The organism is Caulobacter sp. LARHSG274, assembly GCF_052871235.1.
This window is the reverse complement of sequence record NZ_JBIXJO010000004.1, coordinates 183,072-196,867: the sequence shown is the minus strand read 5'-3', so window position 1 is coordinate 196,867 and position 13,796 is coordinate 183,072. Positions and strand designations below refer to the sequence as shown.

Genomic DNA, 13,796 nt, shown 5'->3' with positions numbered 1-13,796 from the left:
TCTCCCTTACCCGAGACCCAGGCGAATTCTCATCGCAGCCTCAGAAACTTCAAACTTATCAGCCATATGCGCTAAGACGTCTTCGACGCCCAGTGCCTTCGCCGCAGCAAGTTCTTCCGCTACAAGGTGATCTGGCATCAAAATATCTGAGGCCAATCTATTCGCCTCTGCTTCCCGTGAATCCGAAAGAGAGGAGCGATAGAGCGCGTCATCTGCAATACCATTTCCGATTTGGTCCCGATGTAACAGGTAATGCGAAATCTCGTGTGCGATCGTGAAACGCTGCCGACGCCCACTATCGTGCCTGTTCACTTTGATCACAAAATTTCCTGGCTCACCATCAGGTCGAATTTCACCCGATATACCGGCGGGCAAGGTCGAAGCACGCAACGACAGTCCCAGCACCTTAGCGATAGTCGCTAATTTTACGGGAGCTTCCAGCTGATGAGCCGCAAGAGTGTCACGTGCCGGCTCTGACAATTTAGCCCATTCTCTACTAGGCATTTGGTCCTTCCTCAGGAATCTCTTCCCAACCCGCATCGACTTGAGAAAGACGGTCTGCTTCCTCACGACGAGCTTCCAATAGAGCCGAAAGTGACCCGTCGCGGGCACCCCTCTCAAGGAATGTCGTCACCACGAATTCGATGTGACGCCGAAGCTCGCCACCTTTGATGTCTTCATCGACTTTTCTGACGGCCGCTTTTTCGGACGATTCCTCGACCATCGTTTTGAATTGGGCGTAGCCCCAGAGGGCCATGACCCCGATCCCGACCCCGAGCACCGTCACCAGAAGCGAGGCAAAGGCCAGGAGAAGCGAGGCGAGTTGCTCGAAGGTCATAGCTCCATCCAAGGAACTTGGCTGAAGGCTGAACGAACCCCTTTGCATCACCCAGACAAGTGAGCCACCGATGGCACCGCCCACAATCGCGCTAATCGCAACTCGCTTCATTCCGTCCCCTTTTTCGAGTCGCGACGCATCATAACATAATTATAGCGTTCTCCATACGTTCTACTCATCCCAACATCCGATCGGCGTCGCCTCCGTTAGAAGCAGGGAAGCAGGGACAGGAAGCAGGGACACGCACTATTCCCCCCCCCCCTCAGCCCTTCCTTCCCTCCACCTCCCTAGCCGCCGCGAACCCCATGTCGATCGTCACCGCCAGGGTGTTCTTCAGATAGGCCCGGGTGACGCCGCCATAGGTGAAGCCCATGCGCCAGACTCGTCGCCGACGGCGGCGTCGGCCGGGAACAGGACGTTGCGCGCGGCGGCGAGGGCCTGGGCGGCCTGCGGGCTGGCGGTCTTCAGCGCGACACGGATCTCGTACTCGGTGCAGGCGCGGTCGGGCCCGTCGCCCTTGCGCGCCAGGCCCTGCCAGGTGACGGGCAGGCCGTCGGGGACGTCGGCGGCGGGGGCCGACCTGTCCGCCCGTCCCTCCCCCCTGCGGGGAGGGTGGCCCCGAAGGGGTCGGGTGGGGGCCGGTGCAGGGTGTTGGACCATCGGCCGGCTCAGCAGCCCCCCACCCGACCCTGGCTCCGCCAGGGCCACCCTCCCCACGAGGGGGAGGGAAGGATTCTAGGGGGATCGGGGCGCGGCGATCCCCGCCGATCTCGGCCGGAACACCAAGCTTTCCAACGCCTTGCAAAATCTTCAGCGTCACAAGTCCTCGGCGCTGAAACCGCCCGTATCCTGTCCTCACCTCGTCGCAGGGAAAGGGCGCATGGCCAGCGACCGATGCGGCGGCGGGGGGCGATCGAGCGGGACTGGGCTGGAGGGGGTTACTCCAGCGTGTCCGGGGACTTCCATCGTTGGGGAGCCCGCCCGCCGTCGGCGTCGACGGGGATAAAGCGCGTGTGTCGAAGATCCGCGCCCTCGTCGCCGGAGCCCGTCGGAAACGGCGGGGTTCCGGAGTCCGGCTAGGCCTTAACAGGGCCGCCTACCGGACGCGGACGGAAAACGAGCGCGCGGAGCAATCGGCTTCGTCGAAACGGTATTTATCAAAGAACTCCGGACGATGTCCGGCGCTCCGCGTCCCTTTCCATTCCCTCAGCGGCGATCCGCGTGAGGACGAGAGATCGTGTCGACAGGAGCCCCCATGACCCAGCCCCGCGCCAAGCGCCTACGTCCAGTCGTCAAGCACCGCCGTCCCGAACGGGGGGCCAAGCGGAACGACAGGCCGACGCCCGAACGGATGGCATGGGTCCGCAACGAGATCCGCCGGCGCCTGGGCCTCCCGCCCGACGCGCCGGCCCCGACCGCGGCCGAGCCGACGCAGGCTTGACCCTATTCCCCCCGCCGCAGCCGCTCGCGATACGCCCCCGAGCTCCTGACGAAGCCCTCGGCGTCGCCATAGGCCTGGAAGGCGGCGTAGCGCTCGTGGCTGCCCTTGACCTTCAGGGCGTGCTTGATCGGGCACCAGTACTGCTCGGTGCGGGCGGTGATCTCGCGGGCATAGGCGATGACGCCGTTGCCATAGCCGCAGAACACGCAGTTGAGCTTCTGCACCGGGTTCAGATAGCCCAGCCGGTGGCGGTCGACGACGACATAGTCGGCTCTTCGCACCCGCTGGATGCGCCAGGCGGTGAAGCAGCCCAGCTGGTAGAGGCTGACGCTGAGGTCGAGGATCATCAGCGGCAGGGCCATGCCGTAGATCAGCGGCATGGTCAGCAGGGTCGGCCAGGGCACGCGAGCCAGGCCCAGGCCCTTGCGGTGGGCCCGCTGGCGGCGCAGGGCGTCGGCCTTGAAACAGGGCCGGCCGGCCGCGTCGCGCTCGACCCCGTGCTCGGCGGCGTGGGCCTGGGCGCGGGCGGCGAAGGCGGCCTCGACCTGGGCCTCGACCTGGCGCAGGCGCTCGATCAGTTGTTCGAGGGTTTCGGACATGGGCGGCCTTTCGCGGACGAGGCGGAAAGGACGGGAGTAGCGCGACCGACCCCTGCGGCGCTAGAGTCGGTCGCCGTCCCCAAGGCGATGGCGACAAGGGTTGTCGATGAAACTGCGTCTTTTCCGCTCGATCGCCTGTCTGCTGGTCGTGGCCGGCGGCGGCCTGGCGGCCTGTTCGCGGTCGGAGCGCAAGGCCGCGGCCCCGGAGGCTGCCCCGGAAGCGACGGCGCCGGCCCCGATCCCGCCGCCGGTCGCCGGCGGTCCCAGCACCTTGAAGCCGGGCCTGTGGAAGACGGTCACCAAGACCCCGGCCGGCGACGAGGTCTCGACCCAGTGCGTCGGCGAGGGCTACGATCCGGGGGCCGAGGCGGCGGCCAAGGCCAGTCCCTGCGGCCGGCCGACCCTGACCCGCACCGCCAGCGGCTTCCGGCTCGACCACGCCTGCGAGAAGGACGGGGTGACCTACGCCCTGACCGGTGTGGTCCGCGGCGACTTCGCCACCACCGCCACCACCGATCTGGACCTGACCCTGTCGGCGTTCGGCCGCCAACAGGCCCTGCACCTGCGGGCCGTCAGCACCTATCAGGGCCCCTGCCCGGCCGGCGGCGAGTCGTCGCCCAGGCCCTGAACCGGGCCGCGCTTAACCCAAATGGAGTAGGACCCTGACGCCGCCTCCCCCAGATGGGGTAGGTTTTCGTGGCCTCCGGGCCACAGGGGCGCGGCGATCACCGGCCTGCGACAAATTCGCTGGAACGCACGGCCCGCGGCGCGCCTTACAGTCTGCGAGGGTCGGCGCCCGTGGGGGCCTCGCCCGTGGAGCCTTGAACACCATGAGCGCGCCCGAAATGAGCGCCGGAACGGCCGAGGTCTACAATCTCGGCCGCGATCCCGAAACCGTCAGCCAGCGCGTCCAGCGCCTGCAGCGCGAGGCCCGGGCCCTGGCCCGCGAGCAGGTCGAAGCCCTGGAGCACGACCTCGAAAGCCTCGCCGCGCGGGCCCAGGAGATCGCCGACGGCGGCGACGCCTATGCGGTCGGGGTGCGGGAGATGGCCTCGCGCCTGGCCTCGGACCTGCCGCAGAAGGCCCAGAGCCTGCGCGCCATACTGGAGCGCTCGGCCAAGGCCTGACGGTCGGTCGATTCGGCGCGGCGGGGCTGGTCAAACCGTCACATCGGCGGGCTAGATGGCGGCCCATGACCCTGCTGACCCGCCGCGCCCTGACCACCGCCGCCCTGGCCGGAACCCTGCTGCCGGCCATGGGCCGCGCCGCCGCCGCCCGCAAGCCGATCGTCATCGCCCACCGCGGCGCCTCCGGCCTGCGCCCCGAGCACACCCAGCTGGCCTACGACCTGGCCATCGACCAGGGCTGCGACTTCATCGAGCCCGACCTCGTCCCGACCAAGGACGGCCACCTGATCGTCCGGCACGAAAACGAGATCGGCGGCACGACCGACGTCGCCAGCCGTCCCGAATTCGCCGGCCGCAAGGCGACCAGGACCGTCGACGGCCAGAGCCTGACCGGCTGGTTCGCCGAGGACTTCACCCTGGCCGAGATCAAGACCCTGCGGGCCCGCGAACGCCTGCCCCAGCTGCGCCCGGCCAACGTCCGCTATGACGGCCAGGCCCCGCTGCTGACCTTCGACGAGGTCGTCGCCATCGCCAAGGCCGGAAGCCGGCGCGCCGGCCGGACGATCGGCGTCTATCCCGAGCTGAAGCACCCCCGCTATTTCGCGTCGATCGGCCTGCCGACCGAGGATCGCCTGGTCGCCCGGCTGAAGGCCCACGACCTGGACTCGGCGACGGCGCCGGTCTTCGTCCAGTGCTTCGAGGTCGGGCCGCTGCAGACCCTGCGCGGCAAGACCAGGGCCCGGCTGGTGCAGCTGACCGCCAGCGAAGGCGGCCCCGCCGACCGGTCCGACCTGACCTACGCCGCCATGACCAGCGCCGAGGGCCTGAAGGCCGTCGCCCTCTATGCCGACGGCCTGGGGCCGGAAAAGACCCAGGTGATCCCGCAGGACGCCGACCGCCTGCTGCCCGCCACGTCGCTGGTGGCCGACGCCCACGCCGCCGGCCTCGTCGTCCATCCCTGGACGGTGCGGGCCGAGAACTACTTCCTGCCGGCCGGGCTGCGGCGCGGCGACGCCTCGGCCGCCGACTACCCGGCCCAGGCCGGCGACGTCGAGGCGGTGTTCAAGGCCCTCTACGCGGCCGGCGTCGACGGGCTGTTCAGCGACTTTCCGGGCCTGGCGGTCGCGGCCCGGGGCTAGACATCAACCTGGGCTTGCCGGCGGGCGCAGGGCGGGGCAGCGTGCGCGTCCCACCGATCCGAGACGCCCCATGACCCTCCGCCTGGCCGGCCTGGCCGCCGCCTTCGCCCTGCTCGCCGGCCCCGTCCTCGCCGCGCCCGCCCCGTCCCGGCTCGACGCCATCGCCCAGGACTTCGTGCGCCTGACCCTGGAGGCCGGCGAGCGCGAGCCGGGCTATGTCGACGCCTATTACGGCCCCAAGGCCTGGGCCGACGCCGCCAAGGCCGCGCCGCGCGAGGTCCCCGCCCTGCGCGCCGAGGCCGACCGCCTGGCCGCGGCCCTGGCGGCCGTCGACGCCAAGGCCCTGACGCCCGACGAGGTCCGCCGCAGGGCCTTCCTGGCCGGCCAGCTGAAGGCGGCCCAGACCCGGCTGGCCATGCTGTCGGGCCAGAAATTCAGCTTCCAGGACGAGGCCCAGGGCCTGTTCGGCGTCCGCCCGACGCTGAGGCCCCTGGCCAGCTACGACCCGGTCCTGGCCCGCATCGCCGCCCTGCTGCCCGGCGACGGCGACCTGGCCGATCGGGTCGACGCCTTCCAGGCCCGCTACGTCATCCCGCCCGACCGGCTGGAACCGGTGATGCAGGCCGCCATCGCCGCCTGCAAGGCCCGTACGGAGGCGCACATCGCCCTGCCGCCCGGCGAGCGGTTCGAGATGGAATTCGTCACCGACAAGCCCTGGAGCGGCTACAACTGGTACAAGGGCGACGCCCACAGCCTGATCCAGATCAACACCAGCCTGCCGGTCTATATCAGCCGCGCCTTGGACCTGGGCTGCCACGAGGGCTATCCCGGCCACCACCTGCTCAACGCCCTGCTGGAGCAGAAGCTGACCAAGGCCAGGGGCTGGGTCGAGTTCAGCGTCTATCCGCTGTTCTCGCCGCAGTCGCTGATCGCCGAGGGCTCGGCCAATTACGGCATCGCCCTGGCCTTCCCCGGGGCCGAGAAGGTCAGGTTCGAGCGCGACAAGCTTTATCCCCTGGCCGGCCTCGATCCCGCCGGCGCCGAGGCCTTCGACGCCTTCAACACCGCCAAGGCCCAGCTGGCCGGGGCCGAATACACCATCGCCGACGACTATCTGGCCGGCCGCCTCGACAAGGCCGCGGCCGTGGCCCTGCTGCGCAAGTACGGCCTGATGACGCAAGGGCGGGCCGAGCAGCGGCTGCGCTTCATCGACACCTATCGCAGCTATGTCATCAATTACGGCCTGGGCCAGGACATGGTCCGCGAGCATGTCGAACGAGCGGGCCCGTCGCCGGACGCGCGGTGGAAGCGGATGGAGGCGGTGATCTCGCAGCCGACCACGCCGGCCGACCTGGCGAACTGATCCTCGCGCGGCCCGGCACGGCGGCGATTTCGCGGCCGTACTGTCAGCCGGACTTGCGGACGGCCGCCGCAGGGTTCAAGTCCGGGGGCAATCCAGCTTCACCGGATGCCGCCATGACCGACGCGCCCCTGTCCCTGCGCCACTTCCTGCTGGCCCTGGCCGTGGTGGCGGTGTGGGGCACCAATTTCGTCGTCATCCGGGTGGCGCTGGACCACCTGCCGCCGCTGCTGTTCGCCGCCCTGCGCTTTTCCCTGGTGCTGCTGCCGATGGCGTTCATCGTCAAGCGGCCGAAGGTTCCGTGGAAGAACCTGGCGGCCTATGGCGTGCTGATCGGGGCCGGGCAGTTCGGCCTGCTGTTCGTGGCCATGAAGGGCCACATCTCGCCGGGCCTGGCCTCGCTGGTGGTGCAGACCCAGGTGTTCTTCACCATCGGCATGGCCATGAAGATCAGCGGCGAGCGGGTGCGGCCGTTCCAGGTCGTGGCCCTGCTGCTGGCCGCCTCGGGCATCGTGCTGATCGCCGTACATGGCGGCGGGGCGGCCACGCCGCTGGGGGTGCTGCTGATCCTGCTGGCCGCCGCCAGCTGGGCCGGCGGCAACATTGTCGCCCGCCAGGCCGGGACGGTGAACATGCTGGCCTATGTGGTCTGGGCCAGCCTGTTCTCGATCCCGCCGCTGTTTGCGATGTCGCTGTGGCTGGAGGGCTGGCCGGCCATCGTCGCCGGCGTGACCCGGGCCGACGCCCTGACCTGGGCGGCGGTGGCCTGGCAGGCGGTGGGCAACACCATGTTCGGCTACGCCGCCTGGGGCTGGCTGCTGGCCCGCCACCCGGCCGCCACGGTGACGCCGATGGCCCTGCTGGTGCCGGTGTTCGGCATGGGCGCCTCGGCGATCCTGCTGCACGAAAGCCTGCCCGGCTGGAAGCTGCTGGCGGCGGGGCTGGTGCTGACCGGGCTGGCGGTCAACATGCTGTGGCCGAAGGTGCGGCTGCGGTTCGCGGCGGCGACCTGATCTCTTGACGCATGACGCTCGACCAAAGACATCCTTACCGAGGATGGGGAAAGCGCATGATCACCGATCGCAGAGAGGCCTTGCGCCTTGGCCTTGCCTTGGCGGTTCTGGGCGCGGTGCCCGCACGGGCTATCACCTACGCGCCACCGGATTACTTGATCTATTTCGAACCGGACTCCGCAGAACTCTCGCCCGTTGCCACGCAGGTGATCATCGACATGAAGCCGGCGTTCGACGAATGGGTGAAGGACTCCGGCGCGCCGCCCCGCTACCGCATAACGGGTAGCATCGACGGGGTCGAGGAAAAGGCGCGACGCAAGAAGCTGGCCGGCCAGCGGGTCAAGGCGGTCGCCGACGCGATGGTGGCCAACGGCGTCGATCGCGCTCGGATCAGGGTCACCGAGAAGATTCCCGGCCTCTTCGCGCCGACCGTGAGGGGCCGGCCGGAACCGCTGGCTCGCGCGGTCTTCGTCGAACTGGACGATACAGTGCGTCTAGAGGACCTACGCTAGCCGGGGCTTGACGACCCGGACGTCTCTCGACGCACCCGGACGGAGGGCCTTGCCGCTGCGGCGAACCCACCGTATCGCAAGCCCATGACCCAGGCCCGCTACGACTTCGCCTCCGACAATGTCGCCGGCGCCATGCCCGAGGTGATGGAGGCCCTTGTCGCCGCCAACGCCGGGACCGCCTCGGGCTATGGGACCGACCATGTCAGCGCTGCGGCCGCCGACCGCATCCGCGCCCTGCTGGACGCCGACGCCGAGGTGCGGTTCACCGCCTCCGGCACGGCGGCCAACGCCTTCGCCCTGACCTGCCTGGCCCGGCCGCACGAGGCGGTGCTGGCCCACGAGCACGCCCACATCTGCACCGACGAGACCGGCGCCCCCGGCTTCTTCGGCCAGGGGGTCGGGCTGATCGGCCTGCCGGGCGCCTCGGGCAGGATCGCCCTCCCCGGCCTGCAGGCGGCCCTGGCCGAGCCGGACGTCTCCTACCGCCAGCCGGCCGCGGCCCTGTCTCTGACCAACGCCACCGAATACGGCACGGTCTATGGCGAGGCCGAGCTGGCCGCCCTGATCGCCCCGGCCAAGGCCAGGGGCCATGGCGTCCACCTCGACGGCGCACGGCTGGCTAACGCGGTGGCCGCGGGCTTCGACCTCAAGGCCGTGGCTCGGATCGGCGTCGACATCCTGGTGATGGGCGGGACCAAGGCCGGCTCGACCCCGACCGAGGCCGTGGTGTTCCTGGACAAGGCCCTGGGCTGGCGCCTGGACGCCCGCCTCAAGCACGCCGGCCAACTGGTCTCCAAGGGCCGGTTCCTGGCCGCCCCGTGGCTGGGCCTGCTGGGCGAGCAGAACGACGGCGGCCCCTGGGCGGCCCGCGCCGCCCACGCCAACGCCATGGCCCGCAAGCTGGCGGCCCTGATGCCCTTCCCGATCCGCCACCCGGTCGAGGCCAACGGCGTCTTCGTCGACATGGACGACGCGGCCCTCGAACGCCTGCGGGCCAAGGGCTGGTTCGTCTACCGGTTCCTCAACGGCACGGCCCGGTTCATGTGCTCGTGGGCGACGACGCCGGAGATGGTCGAGGACCTGGCCGCCGCGCTGAAAGCAGTGGCCTAGCCGGGCTCCAGCGGCCAAGGTGCGCCGAACGGACCCAAGATCCACGACGGGGGAAAGATGACGCGCCTGACCAAAGCCCTGGCCCTGGCCGCGGCCGTCCTGATCACCGCTACGGCCGCGCAGGCTCAGAGCCCGGCGACCCCGCCCCCGCCGCAGGCGGTCGCGCCGATCATCGCCCACGTGGACGGCGGCATGATCGCCGGCAAGAGCACAGGCGGCGTCGCCGCCTTCCTCGGCGTGCCCTATGCGGCGGCGCCGGTCGGCGACCTGCGGTGGCGCGCGCCGCGGCCGGTCGCGCCGTGGACGGGAATCCGGCCGGCGACGACCTATGCGCCGGTCTGCCGCCAGACCGCCAGCTGGATCACCGAGCCGCAGAGCGAGGACTGCCTGTACCTGAACGTCTGGGCCCCGGCGGCCCCCGGCAAGGCCAGGCTGCCGGTGATGGTCTGGATTCACGGCGGCGGCTTCTTCGGCGGGTCCGGGTCCCAGCCGCTCTATGACGGCGCCCAGTTGGTGCGGCGGGACGTGATCGTCGTCACCCTGAACTATCGCCTGGGCCTGTTCGGCTTCTTCTCCCACCCCGAACTCGGGGCCGAATCCCCGGACGGCGCTTCGGGCGACCAAGGCCTGCTCGACCAGATCGCCGCCCTGGAATGGGTCCAGCGCAACATCGGCGGGCTCGGCGGCGATCCCAAGCGGGTGACCATCATGGGCGAGTCGGCGGGGGCGATATCGGTGGCGGCCCTGGTCGTCTCGCCGCGCGCCAAGGGGCTGTTCCAACGGGCCATTTCCCAAAGCGGCAACGTCGGCCTTCCCTTCGACCCGACCGAGCGCGCGCCATTCGACCGCACGGCCGCGGAGGCCACAGGCCTGGCCTTCGCGCGCGAAACCGGCGCGGCCTCGCTGGCCGATCTTCGCAGGCTTTCGGCGGACGACCTGATCAAGCGGCCCTGGACGCCGCGCGCCGTCGTCGACGGCGTCGTGCTGCGCGAGGACCAGACCACGGCCTACCAGACCGGCCGGCGCAACCGCGTGCCGATCCTGGTCGGCTGGAACGCCGACGAGGGCAAGGACCTGGCGCCGGAGGTCCTGGCCACCTCGGACTTCACGGCGGCCCGCCATCCGGCGCTGATCGCCAAGCTGCTGGGACGGCCGCCTTCCGCCGCCCTGCTGCAAGCCTATCCGGCCAAGGACGACGCCGAGGCCCCGGCGGCGATGTTCCACTTGGTCAGCGACTTCTGGGGATGGCGCATCTGGCGCTGGGCGAGGCTGCACCAGGCGAAGACCGAGCGCCCGGCCTATTTCTACTACTTCGTCCATTCACCGGCCGCGCCGTCGACCCCCTGCGGCTACGGCTGCAACGCCGGGCATGGGGCCGAGATCCGCTACATGTTCGACCACCTGGACCAGGACGATCGCGCCTGGAACGCCGAGGATCGGCGGCTGGCCGCCCGGATGGTGGGCTACTGGACCAACTTCGCCAAATATGGCGACCCGAACGGGCCCGACCTGCCGGGCTGGAAGCCGTTCGACGGTTCGGAAGGCTCGGTGCGGCGCCTGGGCAGCGACGAAGAGATCGCCGCCCGCGGCCGGCTGCCCGACTTCAGCCTGTTCGGTCCTTAGTCGGCGGTTTCCGTCGTGGCCGGGCGTAAGGGTCCGTCGCGGACGATCTTCTCCTCCGCCGTCCGCACCATGCGGCGCTGGTCGTGGAAGCGGGCCAGTTGGGCGCAGGCCGTGAAGAAGCCGCCGGGCTGGCGGGTGTCGACGCCCTCGGCCAGGGTCAGCAGATGGACCTGCGCCGCCTCCAGCCGCGCCAGCACCTCCAGCAGGTCGACCAGGTGGGCGGCGAAGGCGTGGAGGTTGACGACCGCCAGCACGTCGCCGGGCTTCATCGCCGCCAGGGCCTGGTCCAGGCCCGGCTTGTGAACGGCCAAGCCGTAGCAACGGTCGTGGAACAGCTGGTCGCAGCCGGCCTCGAACAGCCGCTGCGACTGCGGCCCGTCGATCACCACGCCCCTGACGGGCGGAACCCTTAGATAGCCGACCATGCGCATGGCCGCTGTGTGGCGAAGATCGCGGCGCGAGGCTAGGGGTGAAGGCCGAAAGGCCGGGGATAAATCCAGACGGAGGGATCGGGACGGGGACAGGCGCATGCGCCTGTCCCCAGCCTTCACGAACCGCTCTGCCGGCACGCCGTCGAGCTCAGAACCCCCTCATCCTCCCACGCCTGCGGCGCGGGCCCCTCCTTCTCCCGCTGGGAGAAGGCGATCACGGGGGCCCTGTCGCCGCTCTGGACGACCACCCCCAGCATCGCGGCGATCTCGGCCGCCGGCTTGGGGCGGCTGATGAAGTAGCCCTGGATCTCGCCGCAGCCCTGGCGGCGCAGTTCGTCCAGCTGCTCCACGGTCTCCACGCCCTCGGCCGTGGTGGTGATGCCCAGGCTGGCGCCCAGGTCGAGCACGGCCTTGATGATCGCCAGGGCGTCGGCGTCGTCGAGAATGTCGCGCACGAAGGTCTGGTCGATCTTGATCTTGTCGAACGGGAAGCTGCGCAGATAGCTCAGGCTGGAATAGCCGGTGCCGAAGTCGTCCATCGAAATCCGCACGCCCAGGGCCTTGAGGTCGTGCAGGATCGACATGTTGCCGGCGGTGTCCTGTAGCAGCACCGACTCGGTGATCTCCAGCTCCAGCCGCTCGGCGGCCAGGCCCGAGGCCGCCAGGGCCGAGACCACGGTGGACACCAGTTGCCTGTCGCGGAACTGGGCCGGCGACAGGTTGACCGCCAGGCGCACGTGGCCGGGCCAGCCGGCCGCCTCGCGGCAGGCCTCGCGCAGCACCCATTCGCCCAGCGGAACGATCAGGCCGATCTCCTCGGCCAGCGGGATGAAGTCGGCGGGCGAGACCATGCCGCGGGTGGGATGGTTCCAGCGCAGCAGCGCCTCGCAGCCCATCACCCGGTCGGCGCCGAAGCTGAACAGCGGCTGGTAGTGCAAGGCGAACTGGCCCTCGGCCAGGGCCAGGCGCAGGTCCAACTCCAGGGCCCGGCGGGCCTGGAGCTGCTCGTCCATGGCCCGTTCGAAGAAATGGAAGGTCCCGCGGCCGTCGCCCTTGGCGCGATAGAGCGCCATGTCGGCCTTCTTGAGCAGCTCGTCGCTGCCGGCCCCGTCATTGGGCGCCACGGCCACCCCGACGCTGCCGCCGATGGTCACCTGGTGGCCCTGCAGCGCGAAGGTCTCGGCCAGGGCCTCGACGATGCGGCCGGCCAGGCGGGTGGCTTCGGCAAGGTCGGTCAGGCCGGTCTGCACCACCGCGAACTCGTCGCCGCCCAGCCGGGCGACGGTGTCGCCGTCGCCGGCGCAGGCCCGCAGCCGCTCGGCCGCCGTCTTCAGCAGGGCGTCGCCGATCGGATGGCCCAGGGTGTCGTTGACAGTCTTGAAGCGGTCGAGGTCGATGCAGTGCACCGCCACCATGTCCTCGCGCCGCGCCGCCCGGGCCAGGGCGGCGGCCAGGTCCTTCTGGAACAGCAGCCGGTTGGGCAGGTCGGTCAGCGGGTCGTAGTGAGCCAGGCGGGCGATCTGGGCCTCGGCCCGCTTGCGCTCGGCGATGTCCTCGGAGACGCCCAGCAGATATTCCGGCCGGCCGTCGGGGCCGGGAATGGCGATCTTCTTGGTGCGCAGCAGGGCCACCGAGCCGTCCTTACGCGGCACCTGGTCCTCCTCGATCACCCGCACCTCGCCCGAGGAGATCACCTCGGCGTCGCGCCGACGGTAGATGGCGGCCTGTTCGGCGGGGTAGAAGTCGGCGTCGGTGCGGCCGATCATCTCGTCGCGGGCGTGGCCCAGCATCTTCTCGCCGGCCCGGTTGAGCAGGACATAGGCGTGATCGTCGGCCCGCTTGACGAACACCATCGAGGGGATGGCCTCGACCACCGCGGTCATGAAGGTGCGGGCCTGGTCGGCGCTGGCCTTGGCCGCGGCCAGGGCCTCGACGCCCCGGCGGTTGGTCTCGTTGGCCGCCTGCAGCAGGCCCAGCACCGTGCCGACCCCCAGATAGCGCCCGCCGTCGGTGACGATGAAGCCGCGCAGCAGGTTCGAGGCGCGGTAGGACAGACTGTCACTGGTGAAGGCCGCCAGCTCGACATCGGCCTCGACGATCAGCGGGGCGGCGTCCATCAGCACCGAGATCGGCCGCAGGGCGTAAAGGGCCCGGCCGTATTCGGCGGCCATGCGCAGGAAGAAGGCGTTGCGCTCGACCAGGCCGATCGGCCGGTCCTCGTCGTCGAGCACCGGCACGATCAGGGTGTCGGGCTCCTCGCGGAACCGCTCGTACAGGGTCTTGCCCAGATCGTCGGCCCGGGCCGGGGCCAGGGATGAAACGGTGTCTCGCAGGGTGAACATGCAACGCCTCCACTCGCGGCCGGAGGGACCATTTCCCGCCTAACGACTGGCTAATCGGCGGGCGGAAGCGCTGCTATTTCGCGAAAACTTCACGGGCGCGTCACAGTGCTTGCGAGGGTGTTTACCGTGGTCGGTTAGCGGCGTGACGCCCCCTCCGTCACGTCGCCAAGCGGCGACGCGCCACCTCCCCCGCTACGCGGGTGAGGAGAAGGCTGACCTCTCCTCCTCCCGCATCGCGGGGGAGGTGGCGCGATGCGAATA

14 protein-coding genes are annotated in these 13,796 nt (G+C 70.0%); 9 read left to right on the top strand and 5 right to left on the bottom strand.

The genetic code is table 11. The annotated features are described in order from the left end of the window. Positions 1-6: 6 nt before the first annotated feature. The gene (locus ACIPQB_RS11145; protein ID WP_446485292.1) at positions 7-504 is read right to left on the bottom strand and encodes an ImmA/IrrE family metallo-endopeptidase; all 498 of its coding nucleotides are present in this window, start codon (positions 502-504) and stop codon (positions 7-9) included. Further along, positions 497-838 carry a hypothetical protein gene (locus tag ACIPQB_RS11140; RefSeq protein ID WP_446485291.1) on the bottom strand — a complete coding sequence of 114 codons (342 nt, stop codon included), beginning with the start codon at positions 836-838 and terminating at the stop codon, positions 497-499. The genes ACIPQB_RS11145 and ACIPQB_RS11140 overlap by 8 nt, the downstream gene beginning before the upstream one ends. Before the next feature lie 1,255 nt (positions 839-2,093). Between ACIPQB_RS11140 and ACIPQB_RS11135 the strand changes: the two genes are divergently transcribed. Beyond that, positions 2,094-2,279: a hypothetical protein gene (locus ACIPQB_RS11135; RefSeq protein WP_446485290.1), complete on the top strand. Its 186-nt coding sequence runs from the start codon at positions 2,094-2,096 to the stop codon at positions 2,277-2,279. Between the two features lie 2 nt (positions 2,280-2,281). Here the strand turns inward: ACIPQB_RS11135 and ACIPQB_RS11130 are convergent, their stop codons facing one another. Beyond that, positions 2,282-2,878 carry a hypothetical protein gene (locus tag ACIPQB_RS11130; protein ID WP_446485289.1) on the bottom strand — a complete coding sequence of 199 codons (597 nt, stop codon included), beginning with the start codon at positions 2,876-2,878 and terminating at the stop codon, positions 2,282-2,284. A gap of 106 nt (positions 2,879-2,984) precedes the next feature. Between ACIPQB_RS11130 and ACIPQB_RS11125 the strand changes: the two genes are divergently transcribed. The 8 genes from ACIPQB_RS11125 to ACIPQB_RS11090 all read left to right on the top strand — a co-directional run bounded on the left by ACIPQB_RS11125 (position 2,985) and on the right by ACIPQB_RS11090 (position 10,762). Then, positions 2,985-3,506 (top strand): hypothetical protein, encoded by a 522-nt coding sequence (locus ACIPQB_RS11125; protein WP_446485288.1) that lies wholly within the window; start codon positions 2,985-2,987, stop codon positions 3,504-3,506. Between the two features lie 202 nt (positions 3,507-3,708). After that, positions 3,709-4,005 (top strand): hypothetical protein, encoded by a 297-nt coding sequence (locus ACIPQB_RS11120; protein ID WP_446485287.1) that lies wholly within the window; start codon positions 3,709-3,711, stop codon positions 4,003-4,005. Between the two features lie 65 nt (positions 4,006-4,070). Continuing rightward, complete coding sequence (locus ACIPQB_RS11115; protein ID WP_446485286.1) at positions 4,071-5,144, top strand: glycerophosphodiester phosphodiesterase; 1,074 nt, start codon at positions 4,071-4,073, stop codon at positions 5,142-5,144. A 70-nt stretch (positions 5,145-5,214) separates the two neighbouring features. Further along, entirely contained in the window at positions 5,215-6,507 is a 1,293-nt protein-coding gene (locus tag ACIPQB_RS11110; RefSeq protein ID WP_446485285.1) for a hypothetical protein, read from the top strand. A gap of 113 nt (positions 6,508-6,620) precedes the next feature. After that, positions 6,621-7,517, top strand: a complete 897-nt coding sequence (locus ACIPQB_RS11105) for an EamA family transporter (protein WP_446485284.1) — start codon at positions 6,621-6,623, stop codon at positions 7,515-7,517. Between the two features lie 56 nt (positions 7,518-7,573). Next, positions 7,574-8,029 carry an OmpA family protein gene (locus ACIPQB_RS11100; protein WP_446485283.1) on the top strand — a complete coding sequence of 152 codons (456 nt, stop codon included), beginning with the start codon at positions 7,574-7,576 and terminating at the stop codon, positions 8,027-8,029. An 84-nt stretch (positions 8,030-8,113) separates the two neighbouring features. After that, positions 8,114-9,139 (top strand): beta-eliminating lyase-related protein, encoded by a 1,026-nt coding sequence (locus ACIPQB_RS11095; RefSeq protein ID WP_446485282.1) that lies wholly within the window; start codon positions 8,114-8,116, stop codon positions 9,137-9,139. A gap of 57 nt (positions 9,140-9,196) precedes the next feature. Next, complete coding sequence (locus ACIPQB_RS11090; RefSeq protein WP_446485281.1) at positions 9,197-10,762, top strand: carboxylesterase/lipase family protein; 1,566 nt, start codon at positions 9,197-9,199, stop codon at positions 10,760-10,762. Here ACIPQB_RS11090 and ACIPQB_RS11085 read toward each other — a convergent pair. Both ACIPQB_RS11085 and ACIPQB_RS11080 read right to left on the bottom strand, forming a co-directional pair. Further along, positions 10,759-11,187 (bottom strand): recombinase family protein, encoded by a 429-nt coding sequence (locus tag ACIPQB_RS11085; RefSeq protein WP_446485280.1) that lies wholly within the window; start codon positions 11,185-11,187, stop codon positions 10,759-10,761. The two genes, ACIPQB_RS11090 and ACIPQB_RS11085, sit on opposite strands and share 4 nt — an antisense overlap. Before the next feature lie 122 nt (positions 11,188-11,309). Further along, the gene (locus ACIPQB_RS11080) at positions 11,310-13,535 is read right to left on the bottom strand and encodes a putative bifunctional diguanylate cyclase/phosphodiesterase (protein ID WP_446485279.1); all 2,226 of its coding nucleotides are present in this window, start codon (positions 13,533-13,535) and stop codon (positions 11,310-11,312) included. Positions 13,536-13,796: the final 261 nt, after the last annotated feature.

Excerpts from the sequence above, each read along its gene's own strand:
- ACIPQB_RS11105 (WP_446485284.1), top strand. The coding sequence starts at position 6,621 with ATGACCGACGCGCCCCTGTCCCTGCGCCACTTCCTGCTGGCCCTGGCC.
- ACIPQB_RS11080 (WP_446485279.1), bottom strand. The coding sequence starts at position 13,535 with ATGTTCACCCTGCGAGACACCGTTTCATCCCTGGCCCCGGCCCGGGCC.
- ACIPQB_RS11100 (WP_446485283.1), top strand. The coding sequence starts at position 7,574 with ATGATCACCGATCGCAGAGAGGCCTTGCGCCTTGGCCTTGCCTTGGCG.
- ACIPQB_RS11130 (WP_446485289.1), bottom strand. The coding sequence starts at position 2,878 with ATGTCCGAAACCCTCGAACAACTGATCGAGCGCCTGCGCCAGGTCGAG.
- ACIPQB_RS11125 (WP_446485288.1), top strand. The coding sequence starts at position 2,985 with ATGAAACTGCGTCTTTTCCGCTCGATCGCCTGTCTGCTGGTCGTGGCC.
- ACIPQB_RS11135 (WP_446485290.1), top strand. The coding sequence starts at position 2,094 with ATGACCCAGCCCCGCGCCAAGCGCCTACGTCCAGTCGTCAAGCACCGC.
- ACIPQB_RS11140 (WP_446485291.1), bottom strand. The coding sequence starts at position 838 with ATGACCTTCGAGCAACTCGCCTCGCTTCTCCTGGCCTTTGCCTCGCTT.
- ACIPQB_RS11110 (WP_446485285.1), top strand. The coding sequence starts at position 5,215 with ATGACCCTCCGCCTGGCCGGCCTGGCCGCCGCCTTCGCCCTGCTCGCC.
- ACIPQB_RS11095 (WP_446485282.1), top strand. The coding sequence starts at position 8,114 with ATGACCCAGGCCCGCTACGACTTCGCCTCCGACAATGTCGCCGGCGCC.
- ACIPQB_RS11145 (WP_446485292.1), bottom strand. The coding sequence starts at position 504 with ATGCCTAGTAGAGAATGGGCTAAATTGTCAGAGCCGGCACGTGACACT.
- ACIPQB_RS11090 (WP_446485281.1), top strand. The coding sequence starts at position 9,197 with ATGACGCGCCTGACCAAAGCCCTGGCCCTGGCCGCGGCCGTCCTGATC.
- ACIPQB_RS11115 (WP_446485286.1), top strand. The coding sequence starts at position 4,071 with ATGACCCTGCTGACCCGCCGCGCCCTGACCACCGCCGCCCTGGCCGGA.
- ACIPQB_RS11085 (WP_446485280.1), bottom strand. The coding sequence starts at position 11,187 with ATGGTCGGCTATCTAAGGGTTCCGCCCGTCAGGGGCGTGGTGATCGAC.
- ACIPQB_RS11120 (WP_446485287.1), top strand. The coding sequence starts at position 3,709 with ATGAGCGCGCCCGAAATGAGCGCCGGAACGGCCGAGGTCTACAATCTC.